This is a genomic window from Streptomyces sp. NPDC104309 (genome assembly GCF_055584025.1).
The window spans coordinates 39,694-60,304 of the sequence record NZ_JBVJMV010000031.1 but is presented as its reverse complement, the minus strand read 5'-3'; the positions used below and the strand labels follow the sequence as shown (position 1 = coordinate 60,304).

Genomic DNA, 20,611 nt, shown 5'->3' with positions numbered 1-20,611 from the left:
CGCCGTCGGAGCGCATCGCCGCCACCCCGGACTCCGGCTCGGCCGAGTTGCCCATGTCCTGCTCCACCATGCCGATCGTCCGGTGGCTGTCGTACCTCCGGCGGCCTGATCGTGTGAGACCCCTCGACTCACTTGCTGAGCTGTGACGCGTGGTCGGGGACATACGTCTGGAGGTCTCTCGGCGGCCGTCGGTATCCGGTGGCCGGAGGCCGCTGAGGAAGTTCGATCACCGGCGGGGCGACCGCTTCGTACGGCACCGTGGACAGCAGATGGGCGATCATGTTCAGCCGGGCCCGGCGCTTGTCGTCGCTCTCGACGACGTACCACGGAGCCTCCGAGATATCGGTATGGACGAACATCTCGTCCTTCGCCCGTGAGTAGTCCTCCCAGCGGGTGATCGATTCAAGGTCCATCGGTGAGAGTTTCCACCGACGGGTGGGATCCTGCAGTCGGCGTCGGAACCGTTCCTCCTGCACCGCGTCACTTACCGAGAACCAGTACTTGCGCAACAGAATGCCGTCCTCCACCAGCATCCGCTCGAAGATCGGGCACTGGCGAAGGAATCGCTGGTATTCCTCCATGGTGCAAAAACCCATGACGCGCTCGACGCCCGCGCGGTTGTACCAGCTCCGGTCGAGCAGGACCACTTCCCCTTCGGCTGGGAGGTGCTCGGCATAGCGCTGGAAGTACCACTGCCCGCGCTCGCGCTCGGTGGGCCGCGGCAGCGCGACGATGCGTGCCACCCGGGGATTGAGGTATTCGGTGACGCGTTTGATCGTGCTGCCTTTGCCCGCCGCGTCACGCCCCTCGAACACCACGACGAGCCGTGCGCCTTCGGCCCGCACCCATTCCTGGAGCTTCACGAGTTCGGTCTGGAGCCGGTACAGCTCCCGCTCGTACAACGAACGCGGCAGCTTTCCGGGCCGGCCCGAGTCTTTCTTGTCCGACATGGGATGACGTTATGGAGCAAAACATCCTCGAAGTCAAGTGTCAGCGCCGATCGCGCTTCGCCGCGCAGGCTCGGTACGGCGTGCCCCGCGGCGTGGATCAGCGGGAGCAGCGGCCTGGATCACCCGAGCCTGCCTGCCCGGTGGGCCCATGGGCCGGGACCGCCGTGCTGTCAGGACCGGATCGTCGTGGAATGCCCGTCGTGGCACGGGCCGCTGGGCCGGTGGTGCTGGTACGCGCCGAAACGCACGGACAGGAGCCGTCACCCGCTCCAGCCGTGGCAAGGGGCGTCGCGGTGGCACTGAAACTGCACGGCCCCTGCGACGACCTGCTCGAATTCGCCTTCGGTACCGCCGCAGCGCGAGGCGTGCCTCTTCGAGCCGTCCATGGCCGGAGCCTGCCGCTGGTCGCATACGCGCCCTGGGGCGTGGATCACGACGTGGCGGAAGAAATCACTCAGGACGCGCAGAAGGACCTCAACCAGATCCTCCGCCCCTGGCGTGACAAGTTCCCGCGTGTGGAGGTGAGCGACAGCATCGCTCTCGAAAGCCCCGCCAAGGCTGTCGTACGGGCCGCCCGAGGCGCCGCCCTGCTGGTGGTCGGCCGACGCAAGCACCGCCCCGCCCCCGCGTCACACCTGGGCCCGGTCGCCCAGGCCGCCATTCATCACGCGCGCTGCCCTGTCGCTGTCGTTCCCCATGCCTGAGCCGAGCAGCCGTACGGAGCCGGTCAGCGGGGCCGGGGGGCGGGCCGTACCACGGGGTGTGTCGCGCCGGATCCGGAGTCCGCGTCGAGATGGGCCACATGCATGAGGCGTGGCGTAGGGCGTCCACGAGGTCAGCCGGTGCGGCAGACGGCAGGAACGGGTCGCCCATCGGCCGGCTCGGCGTGATCGGGTGTGCGGTCGTGATCAGGGAACGTCCACGCCGTCCCGGTGAGGGACTCCTGCAGCTGCCGTCCGCCCCTCGGGCTGCGCCGACAGCGCAGCGCCATTCCGTTTGCGGAGCGGTGGACATCGAGTTTGAGTGTGAGGAACCCCCTCGCGCATCAGGAGCTGACATGTCGATGGCGTTCGGTTCACCCTTCGGTTCGGCCGATCCGTTCAGCGATCTGCTGAATCGATTCTTTGGGATGTCGCCCGGAACGTCGCCCCCAGCCGTGCAGCGCGTACCCATCGGACGGCTCCTGACCGATTCGTCGCACGAACTCCTCAACACGGCCGCGCGAAAGGCGGCCGAGGACGGAACGTCCGACCTCGACACGGAGCACCTCCTCTGGGCGGCCACACAGGTCGATCCCGCACGAAGGCTGCTGTCCCAGGTGGGAGTGGACCCCGAAGCGCTCGCGACTCAGATCGCCGAAGTGCTTCCCCGGGAGTCCGGCGAGCCGTCCGCGGAGCCGGGACTCACGCCGGCGGCGAAGCGCACCCTGGCCGCCGCCTACGCCGATTCGCAGGCGGCAGGGGTGTCGTACATCGGCCCCGAGCACATCCTCGGCGCGCTCCTCGGCGACTCCGAATCCGGTGCCACCCGTTTCCTGCGCGCGGAGGACCTGGACGTGCAGAAGCTGCGCGGCCTGACAGAACAGGCGACCCGCGCGACGGGCGGTGCTCCCGCTGCCGGGAAGCAGCCGTCCACGACCCTGGACGAGTTCGGCAGGGACCTGACCGAGGAAGCGAAGGCGGGAAGGCTCGATCCCGTGGTCGGCCGGGCGGAGGAGATCGAGCAGACCGTCGAAATCCTCTCGCGGCGCTCCAAGAACAACCCCGTGCTCATCGGCGAGCCCGGTGTCGGGAAGACCGCCATCGTGGAGGGACTGGCCCAGCGCATCGTGGCGGGCGAAGTGCCCGACACACTCAAGGACAAGAGGGTCGTGTCCCTGGACCTGTCCGGCATGGTGGCCGGCGCGCAGTACCGCGGCCAGTTCGAGGAGCGCCTGAAGAAGGTCATCGAGGACGTCCAGGAGGCGAGCGGCGATATCATCCTCTTCATCGACGAACTGCACACCGTCGTCGGCGCGGGTGCGACCGGTGAGGGCTCCATGGACGCGGGCAACATGCTCAAGCCCGCACTCGCACGCGGCGAGCTCCACGTGGTGGGGGCGACGACGATCGACGAGTACCGCAAGCACGTCGAGAAGGACGCCGCGCTCGAACGTCGCTTCCAACCCGTCCTGATCCCGGAGCCGACGGTCGAGGAGACGGTCCAGATCCTCGAAGGGCTGCGGGACGCGTACGAGGCCCACCACCAGGTCCGCTTCGCCGACGGGGCCCTGACGGCAGCGGCGGAACTCTCCGACCGCTACATCAGCGACCGGTTCCTGCCCGACAAGGCCATCGACCTGATGGACCAGGCGGGCGCCCGCGTGCGACTGCGCAGTGCCGGCCGTTCCACCGAGATCGTCAGCCGCGAGGACCGCCTCGCGAAGCTGCGACGTGAGAAGGACCAGGCCGTCGCGGGCGAGGAGTTCGAGCAGGCCTCCGAACTGAAGCGGCAGATCGCCGAGGTGGAGGGCGAGCTCGCGGGAATCGAGGAGCGCCGGGAAGGGGTTGTCTCGGTCACGGCCGCCGACATCGCCGACATCGTCTCCCGCCGCACGGGGATTCCGGTCTCCCAGCTCACCGCGAGCGAGAAGGAGAGGCTCCTCAAACTCGAAGAGGAGATGCACGCCAGGATCGTCGGCCAGAACGAGGCGGTCACCGCGGTATCCGAAGCCGTGCGCCGGAATCGAGCGGGCATGGGGGACCCGAACCGCCCTGTCGGTTCGTTCCTCTTCCTGGGGCCGACGGGTGTCGGCAAGACCGAACTCGCCAAGACACTTGCCGAGTTGCTGTTCGGCGACGAGAACCGCATGATCCGGTTCGACATGAGCGAGTTCCAGGAGAAGCACACCGTCGCCCGGCTCGTCGGAGCGCCCCCCGGATACATCGGCTACGAAGAGGCCGGCCAGCTCACCGAGAAGGTTCGGCGCCACCCGTACAGCGTGGTGCTGTTCGACGAGGTGGAGAAGGCACACCCCGACGTCTTCAACACACTGCTCCAGATCCTCGACGACGGGCGTCTCACGGACGGACAGGGCCGCACGGTCGACTTCCGCCACTGCGTCGTCATCATGACGTCCAACATCGGCGCCCATCGCATCCTCGCCCACAAGGGCGACGCGGCGGAGCTCAAGGACGTGCTGATGGAGGACCTGCGGGGACGGTTCCTGCCCGAATTCCTCAACCGCATCGACGACATCATCGTCTTCCACAGTCTCACCGAGGAAGACCTGTCGGAGATCATCGAGCACCTCCTGGGCCGGAGCAAGCAACGTGTCCACGCGCAGGGCATGACGCTGGAGGTCACCGAAGCGGCGAAGAAGCTGCTGGTCGCTCATGGCTATCAGCCGGAGTTCGGTGCCCGTCCGCTGCGCCGGACGATCCAGACGGAACTCGACAACCGTGTCGCCTCGCTGCTGCTCGGCGGTGAGGCCGGGCCCGGAGACACGATCGTTGCCGATGTGCGGGACAACTCGCTCCACTGCACGGTGCGCAAGGACCACTCCGACGGCAGTGCGGACCACGAGGGGACGGCGAGCACCGGCGCGGCCTGAGGGCCGCGGTCCGGCCCGGCTCGTCCACCGCGGCGCGGGATCCCCGGGGAGGCGTTCCAGCGCGGCGGCGACCCCGGCGTGGCGGGCGGCCGCCGTGAGGGCAGGGGCCATGACCGATCCCGGCTCGCGAGCGGTGGTACCAGACCGACCGGCGCCGTCCGGGACGGCCGCTCGGGAGCGGGTCCTGCTCCGGGCTCCAGCGGTGTCTGCTCGTCGGTGTCGCCGCTCAAGACGCTCCATCCTCCCGCCATTCGGGTACAGGGCGATGGAGGGCACCTTCCTGGCACGCTATGCAGGTCGGCCCACGCGCGCCATTCGACTTCCGGAAGATCCGCTCCGGGCAGTCCGGGTGACGCTCCCGCGCGAGGCGGCGGCTTCCCCCGCAGCCAGGGACCGGTGGAACGACGGGAATCGTGTGCCGCGGCGGCGCAGGGGGCCGCGATACCATCGAGAGTGAACTCCGGCCCGATCGGGGCCGGTTGTCGGTCGTCGTGGAGACGGTGGGAGGTACGGGCGACATGGTGGATGCCGACCCCGGGCTCTTCGGGCCGGATTCCGTCACCTGGCAGATGCACGGCGACCCGATGATGTGGGTCGCCGGAGTGCGTGCGCTCTACCTGCAGGCACTGCACCCCCGCGCCGTGCGCGGTGTCATGCAGAACTCCGACTTCCGCCAGGACGCCTGGGGGCGGCTGATGCGTACGGCCGGCTTCGTCGGAACGATCACCTACGGCACCACCGAAGCCGCCGAGAAGGCGGGGGCCCGGGTCCGCAGGATCCACCGGCTCCTCAAGGTCACCGACCCGGCGACCGGGCGGACGTACGGCGTCGACGAACCCGAACTGCTGCTGTGGGTGCACTGCGCCGAGGTGGACTCCTACCTCCAGGTCGAACGCCGTTCCGGTTTCCCGCTCACGGACGCCCAGGCCGACCGCTACATCGACGAGCACCGCCACAGCGCACGTCTCGTCGGCCTCGACCCCGCCGACGTACCCGCCACCACCGCACAGCTCGCCGCCTACTTCGAACGGGTGCGGCCACAACTCGCGGCCTCACCGGAGGCGTTGGACGTCGACGACTTCCTGCGCCGGCCACCGGTCCACGCACTGCTCGTACCGGCGCGCGCACTGCTGTGGCGGCGCGTCGCGTCACTCGCCTACCAGTCACTGCCCTCGTACGCCCATGAGCTCTACGGCAGACCCGCCGGGCCCGTGCGCATCGTCGACCGCCGCCTGCGCACCACCGGAAGGGCGCTGCGCTGCATTCCCTCGCAGCTCCGCTGGCAACTCCCGCCCGGTCACATTCTGAACGCGATGGCCCGGCTCGGTCCCGGCAGCCGCCCCACCCCGTACAAACTGTGAAGCCGGGCCGCCATACTGGACGGGCCGGGGAGGGCAAAGGGGTAGGCGGACCGACGGGGGCGACAGCAGGCGATGGCGGACACCAGGCTGATCCAGAGCCGGTACCGACTGCTCGATCTGATCGGGCGCGGAGGCATGGGCGAGGTGTGGCGCGCCCGCGACGAGTCGCTCGGCCGTCACGTGGCCGTCAAATGCCTCAAGCCGATGGGTCCCCAGCACGACCAGTCCTTCACCCGCGTCCTGCGCGAACGCTTCCGCCGCGAGGCCCGCGTCGCCGCCGCGCTGCAGCACCGCGGCGTCACCGTCGTCCATGACTTCGGCGAACACGAGGGTGTCCTCTATCTGGTGATGGAACTCCTCGACGGCCGAAACCTCAGCCAGCTGCTGGACGACAACAAACAGCATCCGTTGCCGGTGCCCGACATCGTGGACATCGCCGAACAGGTCGCCGACGCCCTCGGCTACACCCACCAGCAGGGCATCGTGCACCGCGACCTCAAACCCGCCAACATCATGCGGCTCACCGACGGCACGGTGAAGATCTGCGACTTCGGCATCGCCAGGCTCGGCCACGACATCGGCTTCACCTCCCGCCTCACCGGTACGGGCATCGCCATGGGCACCCCGCACTACATGTCGCCCGAGCAGATCAGCGGCGGCCATGTCGACCACCGCAGCGACCTCTACTCGCTGGGCTGCGTTCTGTACGAGATCGCCACCGGGGCACCGCCGTTCGACCTCGAAGACGCCTGGGCCGTCCTCGTCGGGCACCGCGACACCCAGCCCGAACCACTGCGCACCCACCGGTCGGAGCTCCCCGATTTCTTCGACCGCGTGGTCCTGGAACTGCTGGCCAAGGCCCCCGAGGAACGGCCCGTCGACGCGGGCGACCTGCGGCAGCGGATCGCCGTCGGCCGTACCGGCGAACAGCCGCGGCTCCCGTCCACGGGACAGGTGCGGCTCGCGCCGCCCGTGCCCGTCACGCGTCCCGGACAGCGGCTGCCGGCCTGGACCCGCGGCATGACCGGCGGACACAAGGCGTCCGGCGCCCACCGCGGACTCGCGGTGCCCGATCACTCCGCGGGCCTCACCGGCGAGTGGACCACCGGCACCGACCTGCGGCACCGGACGGGAGAGCTGCCGGTGCCCAGGGCCGAGCGGCCGACCCCGTCGCCGGAACTTCTCTCCACCCTCGCCAACCGGCACAGCGCGGGCCTGAACCTCGGCCGGCTCGGCCACTGGGAGGAGGCCGGCGAGGTGCACCGCGCGGTCGCCGCCGAACGCGAGCACGCCCTCGGCCCCGACCACCCCGACACGCTCTCCAGCCGGTACGAGGTCGCCTTCACCCTCGGCCGCACCGGGCGAGCCTCCGACGCCCTGCGGGAGTTCGGCCGTGTCACCCGCGGTCGTGAACGTGTCCTGGGACCCGACCACCCGCAGACCCTCGCCGCCCGCCAGGAGACGGCGTACGTCCTCGACCGGCTCGGCCGCCACTTCGAAGCCCACCAGGTGTACGCGGCCGTCCTCGCCTCCAGGGAACGGTCCATGGGCCCCGACCACCCCGATACCCTGCGCTGCCGCCACAACCTCGCCTTCAACCTCAGCAGGCTCGGCCGCCTGGAGGACTCGTACCGGATGGCCAGGGACGTGGCGTCGGCCCGCAGCCGACTGCTCGGTGCCGACCACCCCGACACCCTGGTCACGCTCTACGAAGTGGCCTACACACTCGGCCGGCTCGGCCGCTGGACGGAGGCCCTGCAGACCTACCGGGAGGTCGCGCGGGCCCGGTCCCGGTCGCTCGGTGCCGACCACCCCGACACCCTGTCCGCCCGCTACGAGGTCGGCATCAGCCTCGGCCGCCTGGGCCGCAGTGCGGAGGCACTGGAGCTGTACCGCGTACTCGTCGACGACCGCACCAGGGTGGGTGGCCCCGCCGACCCCGAGACCCTCCGCGCCCGCCACGGCCTCGGCGTCAATCTGGGGCGCCTTGCCCGCTGGGAGGAGGCGCTCGCCGAGGCCCGCGACGTGTGCGCGATCCGTGGACGTGTCCTCGGCGCAGACCACCCCGACACCCTCGTCAGCCATCGCGAGGTCGCCGTCGGCCTCGGCTGGCTCGGCCGCTGGGCCGACGCTCTCACCGTCTACCGCCAGGTCGCCGAGGCCCGCGAGCGCGTACTCGGCGCCGGCCATCCCGACACCCTGGCCGCCCGCAACGACGAGGCGCACTGTCTGGAGCAGCTCGGCCGGGGCCCGGAGGCCGTCGAGCTGTACCGCCGGGTCGCGGCGCTGCGACGCGGCCGGGAAGCGCCGCCGCCCGGACCGCACACCGCGACCTCTGGTCAGGTGTGATCGTCCCGTGTTACGAAGGGCCATGCCCGCACCCGACAGCTATGACGCAGTGATCGTGGGCGGCGGCCACAACGGTCTGGTCGCCGCCGCCTACCTCGCCCGCGCCGGACAGTCCGTCCTGGTCCTGGAACGCCTCGCCACCACGGGAGGAGCGGCCGTCTCCACCCGCCCCTTCGACGGGGTCGATGCCCGTCTTTCGCGCTACTCGTACCTGGTGTCCCTGCTGCCGCGGAAGATCGTCCGCGATCTCGGCCTGGACTTCGCCGTACGCAAGCGGACCGTCTCCTCCTACACCCCGACCCAGCGCGGCGGCCGCGCCACCGGACTGCTCGTCGGCGGGGACCGCACCCGGGACTCCTTCGCCGCGCTCACCGGATCGGACCGGGAGTACGAGGCGTGGCGGCGTTTCTACGGCATGACGCGGCGCGTCGCCGAACGGGCCTTCCCGACGCTCACCGAGCCCCTGCCCACCCGGGGCGCCCTGCGCGAGCGGATCGGCGACCAGAAGGCCTGGCGGACGCTCTTCGAGGAGCCCATCGGCGTCGCCGTCGAGGAGAACTTCCATGACGATCTCGTACGCGGAGTCGTGCTGACCGACGCCCTGATCGGTACCTTCGCCGACGCGCACGACCCGTCCCTGCTCCAGAACCGCTGCTTCCTTTACCACGTCATCGGCGGTGGCACCGGCGACTGGGACGTCCCGGTCGGCGGCATGGGCGCACTCACCGACGCCCTCGCACGGGCCGCCCGAGAAGCCGGGGCACAGATCCGCGTACGGCACGAGGCGACCCGTATCGAAACCGACGGAACACGGGCCGAGATCACCGTTCGCTCACCTGGGGCGGAACACGTCGTCGCGGCCCGCCGGGTCCTTGTCAACGCCTCGCCGCAAGCGCTCGCCGCCCTCCTCGGCGACGAGCCGCCCACCCCGGCCGAGGGCGCGCAGCTGAAGGTGAACATGCTGCTCACCCGGCTGCCCCGACTGCGTGACCGCTCCGTCGACCCGCGTGAGGCCTTCGCCGGAACGTTCCACATCGCCGAGGGGTACGGGCAGCTCGCCGACGCCTACCGGGACGCGGCGGCGGGCCGGCTGCCCGCCGCCCCGCCGTCCGAGATCTACTGCCACTCACTGACCGACCCGTCGATCCTCGGACCGGATCTCGCCGCCCGCGGCTACCAGACCCTCACCCTCTTCGGTCTGCACACCCCCGCCCGGCTCTTCGCCGCCGACAACGCGGCCACGCGCGCCGAGCTGCTGACGGCCACGCTCGCCGAACTCGACGCGCACCTGGACGAGCCGATCACCGACTGCCTGGCACGCGACGAGAACGGTGAACCGTGCATCGAGGCGAAGACCCCGCTCGACCTCGAACAGGACCTGAGGTTGCCCGGTGGCCACATCTTCCACCGGGACCTCGCGTTCCCGTACGCCACCGAATCCACCGGGCGGTGGGGGGTGGAGACGGCGCACACCAATGTGCTGCTGTGCGGGGCGGGCGCCGTCCGCGGCGGCGGGGTCAGCGGGGTCCCCGGCCACAACGCCGCGATGGCGGCGCTGGGCCGGTGACCGTCACCGCTACCGGCCGAAGACGCCCCGCAGCGCGTCGCGCTTGCGCGGCAGGTCGTACTCCGCGCCGCCCTCGTGCCCGTTGTACGTGAACACCTCGATCTCGGCCGGACCCGCGTAGCGGTGATACGCGGCGAACACCGTGGACGAGGGGCAGATCCGGTCCATCAGACCGACCGAGAACCACGCCGGTGCGGTCGCCCGCGCCGCGAAGTTGACCCCGTCGAAGTAGGAGAGGGTCTCCATCGCCTCGTCGATCCGGAAGCGGTGCCCGGACAGCCAGCGGGCGATCTCCGCGTACGGTCCGGCGTCGGTGATCTGCGAGGCACGCCGGTAGTGGCAGAGGAACGGCACATCGGCGACCGCCGCCGCGATGTCGTCCCGCAGCCCGGCGACGGCCAGGGCGAGCCCGCCGCCCTGGCTGCCCCCGAGCACCGCCACTCGTGAGGCGTCCACCGCTTCATGGGCCTTCGCGGCGTCCACCGCCCGCACCGCGTCCGTGATCAGCCGCCGGTAGTAGTGGCGGTACGGGTCCTCGATGCCGCGGGTCAGGAACCCGGGGGAGGACGAGCCGTGCCCGTCCGGGCCGATGTCCGGGGTGTCCGCGGTGTTCTTGCCACCGCCGCCCTGGCCCCGGTTGTCCATCACCAGATGCGCGTACCCCAGTGCGCTCCAGGTCAGCCAGGAGTACGGGATGCCCCGGCCGCCGTTGTAACCGATGTACTGCACCACGGCGGGCAGCGGGCCCGAGCGCGCGTTGGGCAGCAGCAGCCAGGCCTTCACCGGCTGCCCTCCCCAGCCCCGGAAGGTCACGTCGAACACATCGACTGTCGCGAAACCGGCGTCGAACGGGACGAAGCCGGCGTCCAGCGGGTGGCGGGCCGTCTCGGTGAGGGTCTTCTCCCAGAAGGCGTCGAAGTCGGCCGGCTCCTCCGGTTCCGGCCGGTAGGCGCGCAGCCGGTCCAGATCCATGTCGAACAGCAAGGGTCTAGCTCCTCTTCAGGGTGAGGTTGAGGGTGGCGCCGTGGCGTCCGGCGGTGTCGGCGGTGATCCTGATGCCGTCGGTGGTGGGGGCGGCGCTCACGCCCGGGTCGGCGGAGACGACGGTCAGACCGCGCTGTGCCAGGTCCAGGACCACCGACGGGCGCAGCTGCGTCGGGTCGGACAGCGACACCTTCACCGTCTTTCCGTCCGGACGTACGAGCACCGAGGCGGGGCCGTCCGACGTCAGGTCCTGAGCGGTGCCCGCGGTCCAGAAGTTCGCGGCGACCAGGCCGTCCGCGCAGCGGCGTACCGCGTGCACGGCCGTGGAGCGGGCGATCGCCTTCACCGGAGGCGCGGACGACCACTGCTTCGTACGCTCGGCGGAGGCCGCCGGGGCCTGCAGCCAGAAGTAGCCGGCCCCGCTCGGTGCGGTGCCGTGGTCCTGCCACAGCGTCAGGTACGGGCGGGTGACCGGGGTGTCCGTGCCGTACTTGAGGTTGATCTCGCGCCAGGTGGCGGTGCGGTCCTCGCGCAGGCCGTGCAGCGTGGCGGGCTCGGGGAAGACGTAGCCGCCGGTACCGGCGACATGCAGCCACCGCACCTCGTCGAGCCGGTCCGACCAGCCGGCGTCGGTGGGCGCCGCCGTGCCGTTGACGAGGAGGGCCGCCTTCGGGTCGCGGAGCTTGCGGTTCTCCACCACCGTCTCGGCCGTGCCCGCGTCCGAGGCGATGCCCGAGCCGACGCACGCGATCACGTCGTCCAGGCAGAACCAGCTCTTCAGCCCGTGCAGCGAACTTCCGTACGCGCGCAGCTCCATGCCGTACGCCCCGAGCGTCGTGCCCGGCAGCGTGGTGCCGCCGGCCCAGTCGGCCGAGCTTATGGTGCGCTGACCCGCTGCGTCCGCGGGCCGTCCGGCGATGACGGTGGTGCCGGGCAGCCGGGTCGGGTCGACGGTCGGCCAGTAGTCCTCGCTGTAGTGCCCGAGGTCGTCGGTGTAGAGGAGGACCATGCCGTCGGAGAGGTGCCAGGCGTGCAGGTTCTCGTTCTGGATCGACTCGTAGTTGTAGATCCGGGACGAGTACGCGGAGATGCCGAGCGCGAACGACGGCCGGTGGTGGGCCGCCTTGTCCATCCGGGGGTGCTGCTTGTGAGCCACCAGGGGACCGCGTGCGGGGACGGGGGAGGCGATGACCTGCCGGGCGGCGACGAGCGAGGCGAGGTCGGTGACGGCGAGGAAGTCCCGGTAGGTGTCCTCGGCGATCCACTGCTTGACCAGGGCGGTGAACCGGTCGGCCGTCTCGCCGGGGAAGCTCGGGATCAGCCGTACCACGGCCTCGATGACCGTCTGTGCCGAGACGTGCCCCTGTTTGCTGGGGCGGGCGATCTCGCGCCCGCACACCGAGGCCATCACGTCGCCGCGGACCAGCAGCGGGTCGAAACCTTCGTCCACCCAGGAACGGACGTTGTCGAGATCGGGGTCGGTGACCGTCCACGCGGTACCGGCGAGGAGGTTCAGCAGCCGGGAGAGGTTGTTCAGCAGCTCCTTGCCGTACCCGCCGTTGTACGGGTGCTTGTAGTGCTGGAGGAACGACCCGTCCCGGTAGAAGCCCTCGCCGGTGCCCTCCGCCGCCGCACTGACGTCGTTGAAGGCGAGGACACTGTTGGCACCCGAACCCTCGACGTCCGAAAGAGCGTCACGGACGCGGGCCAGATCGTCGCCGTTGCCGGTGAGAACGGCGTGGACGGCGACGACGGTGGAGATCCACACCCGGTTGGCGCCGGTGGCGATCTGCTGGTCGGCCCGCCAGAGGTTCGGGTCGGGCGTGTAGTGCCCTACGGCCGTGGTGATCCGGCCGAGCCGCTCCGTCCCGAGCACGTCGTACAGCAGCACGGCCGCGTCGTTGAGGGCGAGCGCGGAGCCGATCTCCCAGTCCCAGTCGTTGTCGAACCGGGTGTGGCCGGGGCCGTAGCGGTTCGTCAGCATCCAGTCGAGGCCGGCCAGCAGCAGATCGCGCAGTGCGGTGTCCCCGTACTGAGGAGTGCCGGGCACGGCCCACGCGGTCGCGACCGTGGCGAGCCGCTTGAACGATGTCGTGACGTGGTTGGAGAGCGTGGTGCTGGTCAGATCGGGGAACAGCCCGTCCGTCCGGGCCGGGTCGAGGCCCTTGACCGAGGTGGTCGCGGCCTTGCCGGTCCTGGCCACGGCCGCGGCGATCCGCGGGTCCGCCAGGTCGAGGCCCGGCCCTCCGGTGAGCAAGGTGTGCCAGCGGCCGCGCAGGGAGGCCGCGTCGTCGACGACGGCGTCCCCGGCCGCCGCGTGCGCGGTGGCCGCGGTGAGCGCGAGCGGCAGGGCGGCGGCTGCGCCGAGCACCGCCGCCCCGGCGAGAACGGTGCGCCGGGTGGCGCCCGGGGTGGTGCCTGGGTTCATGATGCGGCCCTCACAGAAGGTGTCGGCGGTCGACGGCCGCGGCCAGCGCGGCATGACCGGCGGGATCGGGGTGCAGTCCGTCGCCGCTGTCGTACGCGGGCAGCATCCGCGACGGTTGTTCCGGGTCGCGCAGGGCGGCGTCGAAGTCGGCCACGGCGTCGAAGACCCGGCCGGTCCGCACCGCCGCGTTGATCCGCTGCCGTACGGCTTCCAGCTCCGGCGTCCAGCGAGTCCACCCGCCGAAGGGGGTGACGGTCGCGCCGACCACCCGCAGCCCGGAGTTACGGGCGCGCAGCACCAGCTGCCGGTACCCGGCCAGGACGCGCGCCGGATCGGTCTGGCTCGGCGGCTGCTGGAGGTCGTTGACACCGAGATGGACGAGTACGGTCCGCAGCCCCGGCAGGGACAGCACATCGCGGTCGAAGCGCGCCTGTCCGCTCGGCCCGAACCGGGTGTCGTCCAGCAGCACCCGGTTGCCGCTGACGCCGAGATTGGCGACGGCCGAACCGGGCAGGCGCCTGGCCAGTTGGTCGGGCCAGCGCAGATCGGCGTCGTCGGGTGTGCCGACGCCCTCTGCTATGGAATCGCCCAGCACCCCGACCACCGGCCCGTGCGCGCCCGTCACCTCGACCCCCGTCAGCAGGAACACCGAGGTGGTGCGCACGCCGTCGACGGTGTGCGAGGCATGGGTGTTGCGGTGGAAGGACAGCGGCCCGGTGGGGCCTGGGAGCCGGGTCTCCACCGTCAGCCGTGCTGCCTCGGAGGTACGCAGGCCGGCGACCGGGTCGCTGGTCAGCGAGGCGCCCGCGGCGATCCATGCCTGCCGCTGACCGCCGAACGTCACCGGCCGGCCGCCCGCCGTCACAGGGCCGATCAGGACCGGAACCGTGCCGAAGGCGTGCCCGTAGCGCAGCCGGACCGTGCCGCCCGCCGACAGCCGTACGTTGGCGGTGAACGTGCCGTCGGTCAGCCCGGCGCTCGCCACCGCGTCGGAGGCGGTCGGTGCGGTCTGCGCGGTCGCCCAGGACGTCGTCCAGCGCGACTGGCCCACGCCAGTGTTCGACGCCTCGGCGGCCTGCGCCCCCGGCGCCGTCGCGGCCATCGCCGCCAGACCGGCCGCCGCCGTCAGTACCCCGCGTCTCGCGGGTCCCCGCCCGCTCACTGGGGGCACGCACCGGTCGGCGTGTACTCGCTGCCATAGGTGCCGACCGCGTCGCCACCGGTGTTGTTGCTCATCGTGTTGGTGCACACCGGCCCCTGCGGGGTGCGCATGAACTTGATGCCGCCGCCCGCGTTACCGGTGATGGTGTTGCCGTAAATACTGGTGTTGATGCCGTCGGTCGCGGTGTCGCCACCGAGCCGGATGCCCGATCCGACGTTGCCGTGAATGGTGTTGTAGCGGAAGATGTTGCCGCTGCCGCGCGCGTCCAGCCCACCGGAGCTGGAGTCCTGCTGGCCGCTGCAGTCGTTGTACTCGACGTAGTTGTTGGTCGAGTTCTCCTTCACATCGACGCACTCATTGCCCTGGGTGGCGATGGTGTTGTGGTGGATGCGGTTGTTCTTGCTGATGTCGGGGGCCGCGTCCGGGGCGCCGTTCGCTCCCTGCTGCTCGGGGGCCGTACCGAGGTAGATGCCCTCGCCGTTCTTGCCGCCGCCGCCGAACTTGAAGTCATTGACTCCGCAGTTGGTGATCGTGTTGTCGGAGATGTCGGCGCCGGTCACCAGATAGCGCACCCGCAGACACTCGTCGGCGGCGTTCTTCAGTGTCATTTGGGTGATGCGCAGACCGCCCACACCGTTGCCCGGAGTCGTGCTCATGACATAGATGAGCTTGAGGCGGTACCCCGACACATCGGTGGAGGACCCGTGCAGCCCGTCGACGGTGAAACCGCTGAGCGTCGTCGAATCGTGCTGCACCTGAATGATCCGGGCGTCGCCCGCCCCCTTCACCACGGCGTTCGACGGGCCGGTGATGGTGACTCCGGCGCGCTCGGTCACGACGTCCTGCTTGTACGTGCCGGCGGCGAGGTTCACCACCGCACCCGTCGGCGCCAGATCGACCGCCTTCTGGATCGTGGCGAGCGGGGCGCTCGCCGACGTACCGGCGTTGGAGTCGCTGCCGGCCGGCGACACGTAGTACGCGGTGGCGGCTTCGGCGGCCCCGGACGCCGGGGGGAAGGCCAATGGGGCGCCGACGGCAAGCGCGGCGACGAGAGTGATGCGTAGTACACGGCTCATGGGGTGTGCCTCCTGGGGTCTGCGAAGGACAGAGCGAGTAGTACGGGGATGCTGGGGCCGAGGAGCAGGGGTCCCAGCGGTACGACGAGGGAGAGCAGTGCGGCGGAGATCACCGCGCCGAGCAGTGCGGTGCCACGGGCCGCGGACCCGAAGCCGAGGGCCAGCGCACCGCGCGACCAGGTGCGGACCGTCCCGTGCGGCGACCGGCCCGCCTCGGCCGCCAGCGCCACATGATGGATGACCAGAGCGGCCGCGATGCCCACCTGTGCGGCGAGCAGCACGAATGTCCACGGCTCCGAACGGCCCAGCAGATAGAAGAGGTTGGCGGTCAGGACGATCCCCGCCGCGGTGGACGCCAGGGAGTGCCGCCACAGGGCCCGCCAGTACCACGGGAAGGCGCTGAACGCGTTGGTGAAGCAACGGCTGTCACCCTCCGCCCGCCACCGCTGCAGGGCGTGCCCCATCGCGGCGAGCGCGGGCAGCCAGGTCACGAAGCCGAGCGACAGCACGGCGAACGCGGCTCCGGCGGCGGCCGGATAGGCCACGAACTCCAGCCGCCGCAGCAGCGTCGGCCAGCCGGACGAGAGGGTTGCCTGCATGATCAGCCGACCTTTCCTGTGTACGGCTCCGGGACATCGAGCAGCACCCGGCCGTCCAGCTCCAGCCGGGTGGCCGCCACCACATACGGGGCGCAGCCGTCGCCGCCGAGCAGCACCGCCGCCGCATCGGCCGAGACTGCGGTGGTACGGATGAGACGGGCGACGGGCGAGAGGAGCACGGTCTCCTCGCCGAAGGAGACGCCCTCGCCCTCCGCGCACACGACCCGCGCGGCAACCGGTTCGCCGCCCGGGGTGATCGCGGTGAGGAAGAGACCGTTCGACGACCGCGCGGTCGTCGAACGCAGCGTGTGCAGCGTGCGGGTGAGGCGCAGCTCCGGCGTGCTGGACGTCGGATTGGCCTCGACCTCCGTGGCCTCGGAGACGACCGAGGCGTGGAGCGGCGCGAACTGCCGCACCAACGCCGAGGCCGCCCCGGACCGGATCAGCCGGCTGCCGTCCGGCTGCGGCTCGGTCGGCCGGTCCGTCTGGAGCAGGAACGTCCACTCCCGTTCCGTGTCCGCCTCTGCCAGGTCCAGCAGCACGAGCCGCCCCGACGGTGTGAACACCAGCGTCCGGTCCAGCCGCCGCACCCCGAGTCCGGGGTCGTACATCGCGGCGATCTCCGCCGTGGCGTGCGCCCAGCCGCAGTCGGGGGCGGCGAACACATCACGCTGCCGGGCCTGTCGCTCGTACGGGATGTCCTTGTAGACGTGGTAACGGTCCTCGTCCGCGTACCCCTGTCCGTCCACCAGCAGCAGGTTGTGGTGCGCGGCCCGCTTTCGGTTGCTGTAGCCCTCGTCGACCGCGAGGAACGCGCCCTGCGAGACCAGCACGAACGAGCCCGAATCAGGATGGTGATGACCCTGGTTGAGTGTCTCCCATCCCCGCTCGGCCCGGTGTTTCGCCGATGTCTCCCACGCCTTGTGGCCACCGCCGGGGCTCGCCTTGAACGAGATGAGCGTGGCGTCGTCGTCCCATCCGGTGCGGGCCGCGAGCAGACCGAGATCCGGGAAGAAGGCCCTCGTCTCGGTGGGACGGGCGCCGGCCACGGACGGGTCGTACCAGAGGTATTCGAGGTAGGCCTCCGGCAGAATCCCGGGCCGCACCCCGCTCTCCGCGGCCTCCTGCCACAGCAGTTCACCCGAGGCGAGATCACCCATCCACTGCGCCTGAGGGATGCCGTACTGGGCTGCGAGACGGTAGTACAGACCGGCGCTGTGCCCGCTGCGCCGGTCGTGGCAGTCGCCGTGGTCGACATTGAACGCGAAACCGGGGGCGGTCTGGTGCAGCCGGTAGCGGAAGGTGCGGGAGAGGAAACCGCCCCGCCCCCACCAGTCGATGCCCTCCGCCTCCTGGAGGAGATCCAGATGGATGGCGAGGAAGGGCACGCCGTAGCGCCAGTACACGACACCTTCGGCGTGCGAGCCGTCCTCGGGCATCAGATCGAGGACCGTGCCGAGGTTGTCCTTGGCACGCTCGGTCCACTCCTCTTTGCCCAGCACATAGCCAGCCGTCGCCAGACCCGCGTAACAGATCCAGTTGTGGTTCTGCCAGTACGAGGACGACCACCAGCCGCCCTCGCTCGCCACCGCGAACTCGTACATCCGGCGCCCCTGGAGCAGCAGCTTGTACCGCAGCAGCGCCCGCACCCCGTCCGGCAGATCCTCGCCGATCCACCGGTACGTGAGCGACAGATGATGCAGCAGCCAGCCCGCGTCCAGATCGTGGTCCGGCATATGAGCCTTGCCCCAGTGCGGCAGCCGCACCGCGGCCTCGATCCAGCGGCGGCTCTCCGCCAGATGGGCCGGGTCGCCGCCGACCCGGTAGGCCAGCGCCGGGTTGGAGGCGGCCGGGCCCAGCCAGGTGATGCTGGCCAGGGGGTGCGTACGGGGCGGGGTCAGCCCGCGGTGACGGGCGGCCTCCTCGTACAACCGCACCTCCTGCGCGAGGCGCGGACCGGGCGGCGGGGTCGCCGAGAGCAACAAGGGTCAGTCCTCCGTCCGGAACCGTGCGGTGCTGCCGTCGGCCAGCGCGACCGTCAGCAGTCCGTCACCGTCCAGCTGTACGTCGGTGACGGCAGGGCCCGCCGAGGCCGCCTGATACACCGAGGCGAAGGTGATCCGGTCCGACTTCGCGGTGAAGTCGACCCCGGTACGCATGCGCTGCGGGTCGTCGGCCGGGCCGGGGCCCGGCCGGGTGACCGGACGCACGGTCGCGCCGGGGGTGTGGGTGTGCCAGCCGTGCAGGGTCTCGTCGCCGTACCAGGTGGTGCGCACCGGACCCGCGGCCTGGAGCTGGATGTCCAGCGCGACACCGGGACGCAGCTGCGCGGTGAGCCGGCGCTCGTCCTCGGCCGTCACGGTCAGCAGATCGACCAGATAGCTGTCGCCGAGCGCGACCTGCCGCACCGCACACACACCTTCGTACGCCGTCGTCACCTCGGCCGTGACGCGGGAGCCGTCCGAGCCGATCAACTTCCCGGTGCACTCAGCCTGTTCCGCGTCGTCCACCCGGAAGGCGGGGTGCGCCTCGGTCGATGCGTAAAGATCACGGAACTCGGCATGCGCGTAAGGCACTTGGCCGGGGTCGGGCTGCCACGCAGTGGTGGCCCCGTACAGATACAGCGACAGTTTGTCGCGGTGCCCGTGCGAGCCGCCGTGCGGACCGAAGTCCAGCAGGGCGTGGACGCCCGCGTGGCGCAGCACCGCGTATCCGGCCATCGGGAACACCGTGACCGGGCCGGGTGCCGGACGCTTCGGCAGCGGCGGTCCGGCGAACCAGCCGCCCAGCTCGCGGTCGAGCCCGTCGTCATGTGCGCCGAGTTCCTCGCGAGCCCGCCCTGCCACCGCATCGAGGGCGGGAGAGTGAACCAACTGCCGTGCCAGAGACGCAAGTTCGAGCCATTCCAGGGCGAGCGGACCGCGCAGATACGGGCCGTCGTGCAGCGCGGGCAGAATGCCGCCCGGCGTCGCGATCGTCGCCAGTACGCCGGTCATCCCGGCCAGCACGTCCACCACGTCGGACGGCACGGCCGCGGGGTCGGTGCCGCGCAGCGCGAGCAGCGCGGCCCGCAGTACGAACCCGTGGTAGTAGGTGCTGCCCTCCCACTCCCAGCCGTCATCGGCGACCGCGACCCGCAGATGCGCGTACAGCCCGTGCTCGCCCTCCAGCCACTGCTCGGCCCGGTCCCACTCCTGGCCACGGGCTGCGGCGGCGCCCCGACTCGCCGCCACACCGGCTGCGTTGAGCCACGCGGTGTAGTTGGAGGCGAGGTGGCCCTGACCGGTCAGCACCACCCGGGCGTCCAGCGCGGCCCGCTCCAGGTCGTCGAGGAGCGGCAGCACCGCCGCCAGATGTTCTGTGGATTCCTCGGCGAGCGTGATCACGGTGTGCCCGATGCTGACCGCCCAGATGGCATCGGTCAGCGCCTGGTGGAAGAGCCGGCCGCGCAGCATCCAGGTCTGTGCCTCGCCGTGCCGCTCGGTGGCGAGTTCGGCGTACAGACCGGCGTACTCGACGAGCCGCTCCACCGCCTGGGCACGCTGGCCCCGGTGGGCGAGCACCCGGAGGTGCCGCGCCCACGCCTGGTGCGACAGCACCAGCCAGGCGCCGCGCACCGCCTCGTCGTCCACCCGGCAGCCGTACGCACACCGCGCCCCGCCCGCCGGGAAGACCCCGGCGAGCAGGTCACCGTGGTCGAGCTCCACACCGTGCGCCGGGCAGACGAACGCGTGCCACCAGCCGCCCCGCTCCCGGGGGATCCGCCTCAACGCGGCCACACGCCACCGTCGATGTCCACCGTGGTGGCGGTGAGGAAGCCGGACGACGGCGACGCCAGATGCACGACCGCGGCGGCGACATCCTCCGGGGTGCCGGCCCGGCCGACCGGGATGCCCGCCTCCATCGCCTGCTGTGCCTCGGGCGCGGTGAACGTGTCGTGGAACGCGGTGCCCTTGATGAAGCCGGGCGCCACGGTGTTGACCGTGATGCCGGTGCCGCCGAGTTCCTTGGCCAGGCCCTTGGTGAAGCCGCGGACACCGGCCTTGGCCGCCGCATAGGCGACCGAACCGGGGCCTCCGCCGTTGTGCGCGGCCAGCGAGGACATGGTGATGATGCGCCCGGCCGACGACTGCGTCAGATGCGGCAGTGCGGCGCGCACGGTGCGGAACGTCGACGTCAGATTGGTGGAGAGCACCTGGTCGAAGTGGTCGTCGGACATCTCGGCGATCGTGGCCCGGCCGATCAGATGGCCCGCGTTGCAGACCAGCACGTCCAGGCCGCCGAGGAAGCCGGTCGCCTCCTCGACGAGCCGGTCCACATCGCCCGTCACGGTGACATCGGCCTTGAACGCCTTCGCCCTGCGGCCCAGCGCCTCGATCGCGGAGACCGTCTTCGCGGCCTCGTCGCCGGAGGAGTGGTAGTGGACGGCTACATCGGCGCCGGCCTCGGCAAGCGCGACAGCGATGGCGCGGCCGATTCCGTGGCCCGCCCCTGTCACCAGTGCGCGGGAGCCGTTGAGATCAGCAGACATGGAGTAAGAACC

General features: G+C 71.0%; 13 protein-coding genes and 1 pseudogene. 5 read left to right on the top strand and 9 right to left on the bottom strand.

Annotated elements, in window-relative coordinates:
• Positions 1 to 128 precede the first annotated feature (128 nt).
• A complete protein-coding gene (ppk2, locus tag ACZ68L_RS33195; RefSeq protein ID WP_469584525.1) occupies positions 129 to 950 on the bottom strand; it encodes a polyphosphate kinase 2 in 822 nt (273 codons plus the stop codon).
• A 191-nt stretch (positions 951 to 1,141) separates the two neighbouring features.
• Here ppk2 and ACZ68L_RS33190 point away from each other — a divergent pair.
• The 5 genes and pseudogenes from ACZ68L_RS33190 to ACZ68L_RS33170 form a co-directional block, all read left to right on the top strand.
• Positions 1,142 to 1,654, top strand: a pseudogene (locus tag ACZ68L_RS33190) (universal stress protein); the annotation flags it as partial.
• A 353-nt stretch (positions 1,655 to 2,007) separates the two neighbouring features.
• Entirely contained in the window at positions 2,008 to 4,542 is a 2,535-nt protein-coding gene (locus tag ACZ68L_RS33185) for an ATP-dependent Clp protease ATP-binding subunit (protein ID WP_469584521.1), read from the top strand.
• Positions 4,543 to 5,060: 518 nt separating this feature from the next.
• On the top strand, positions 5,061 to 5,903 hold the full coding sequence (locus ACZ68L_RS33180; protein WP_469584518.1) for an oxygenase MpaB family protein: 843 nt from the start codon (positions 5,061 to 5,063) through the stop codon (positions 5,901 to 5,903).
• A gap of 72 nt (positions 5,904 to 5,975) precedes the next feature.
• Positions 5,976 to 8,252 (top strand): tetratricopeptide repeat protein, encoded by a 2,277-nt coding sequence (locus ACZ68L_RS33175; RefSeq protein ID WP_469584516.1) that lies wholly within the window; start codon positions 5,976 to 5,978, stop codon positions 8,250 to 8,252.
• 22 nt (positions 8,253 to 8,274) lie between these two features.
• Positions 8,275 to 9,819 (top strand): phytoene desaturase family protein, encoded by a 1,545-nt coding sequence (locus tag ACZ68L_RS33170; RefSeq protein WP_469584513.1) that lies wholly within the window; start codon positions 8,275 to 8,277, stop codon positions 9,817 to 9,819.
• 9 nt (positions 9,820 to 9,828) lie between these two features.
• Here ACZ68L_RS33170 and ACZ68L_RS33165 read toward each other — a convergent pair whose 3' ends face one another.
• The 8 genes from ACZ68L_RS33165 to ACZ68L_RS33130 are packed head-to-tail and all read right to left on the bottom strand — an operon-like array spanning position 9,829 to position 20,599.
• A complete protein-coding gene (locus tag ACZ68L_RS33165) occupies positions 9,829 to 10,803 on the bottom strand; it encodes an acetylxylan esterase (RefSeq protein ID WP_469584509.1) in 975 nt (324 codons plus the stop codon).
• 4 nt (positions 10,804 to 10,807) lie between these two features.
• On the bottom strand, positions 10,808 to 13,231 hold the full coding sequence (locus ACZ68L_RS33160; RefSeq protein ID WP_469584506.1) for a polysaccharide lyase 8 family protein: 2,424 nt from the start codon (positions 13,229 to 13,231) through the stop codon (positions 10,808 to 10,810).
• A 10-nt stretch (positions 13,232 to 13,241) separates the two neighbouring features.
• Positions 13,242 to 14,393 (bottom strand): SGNH/GDSL hydrolase family protein, encoded by a 1,152-nt coding sequence (locus ACZ68L_RS33155; protein ID WP_469584503.1) that lies wholly within the window; start codon positions 14,391 to 14,393, stop codon positions 13,242 to 13,244.
• Positions 14,390 to 15,469 (bottom strand): DUF1565 domain-containing protein, encoded by a 1,080-nt coding sequence (locus ACZ68L_RS33150; RefSeq protein ID WP_469584500.1) that lies wholly within the window; start codon positions 15,467 to 15,469, stop codon positions 14,390 to 14,392. Before ACZ68L_RS33150 ends, ACZ68L_RS33155 begins: the two co-directional genes overlap by 4 nt.
• A complete protein-coding gene (locus tag ACZ68L_RS33145; protein ID WP_469584497.1) occupies positions 15,466 to 16,068 on the bottom strand; it encodes a hypothetical protein in 603 nt (200 codons plus the stop codon). Before ACZ68L_RS33145 ends, ACZ68L_RS33150 begins: the two co-directional genes overlap by 4 nt.
• A 2-nt stretch (positions 16,069 to 16,070) precedes the next feature.
• Positions 16,071 to 18,053, bottom strand: a complete 1,983-nt coding sequence (locus tag ACZ68L_RS33140; RefSeq protein WP_469584495.1) for a hypothetical protein — start codon at positions 18,051 to 18,053, stop codon at positions 16,071 to 16,073.
• 3 nt (positions 18,054 to 18,056) lie between these two features.
• Entirely contained in the window at positions 18,057 to 19,847 is a 1,791-nt protein-coding gene (locus ACZ68L_RS33135; RefSeq protein WP_469584492.1) for a heparinase II/III domain-containing protein, read from the bottom strand.
• Positions 19,835 to 20,599 carry an SDR family NAD(P)-dependent oxidoreductase gene (locus ACZ68L_RS33130; RefSeq protein ID WP_469584490.1) on the bottom strand — a complete coding sequence of 255 codons (765 nt, stop codon included), beginning with the start codon at positions 20,597 to 20,599 and terminating at the stop codon, positions 19,835 to 19,837. Before ACZ68L_RS33130 ends, ACZ68L_RS33135 begins: the two co-directional genes overlap by 13 nt.
• Positions 20,600 to 20,611 lie beyond the last annotated feature (12 nt).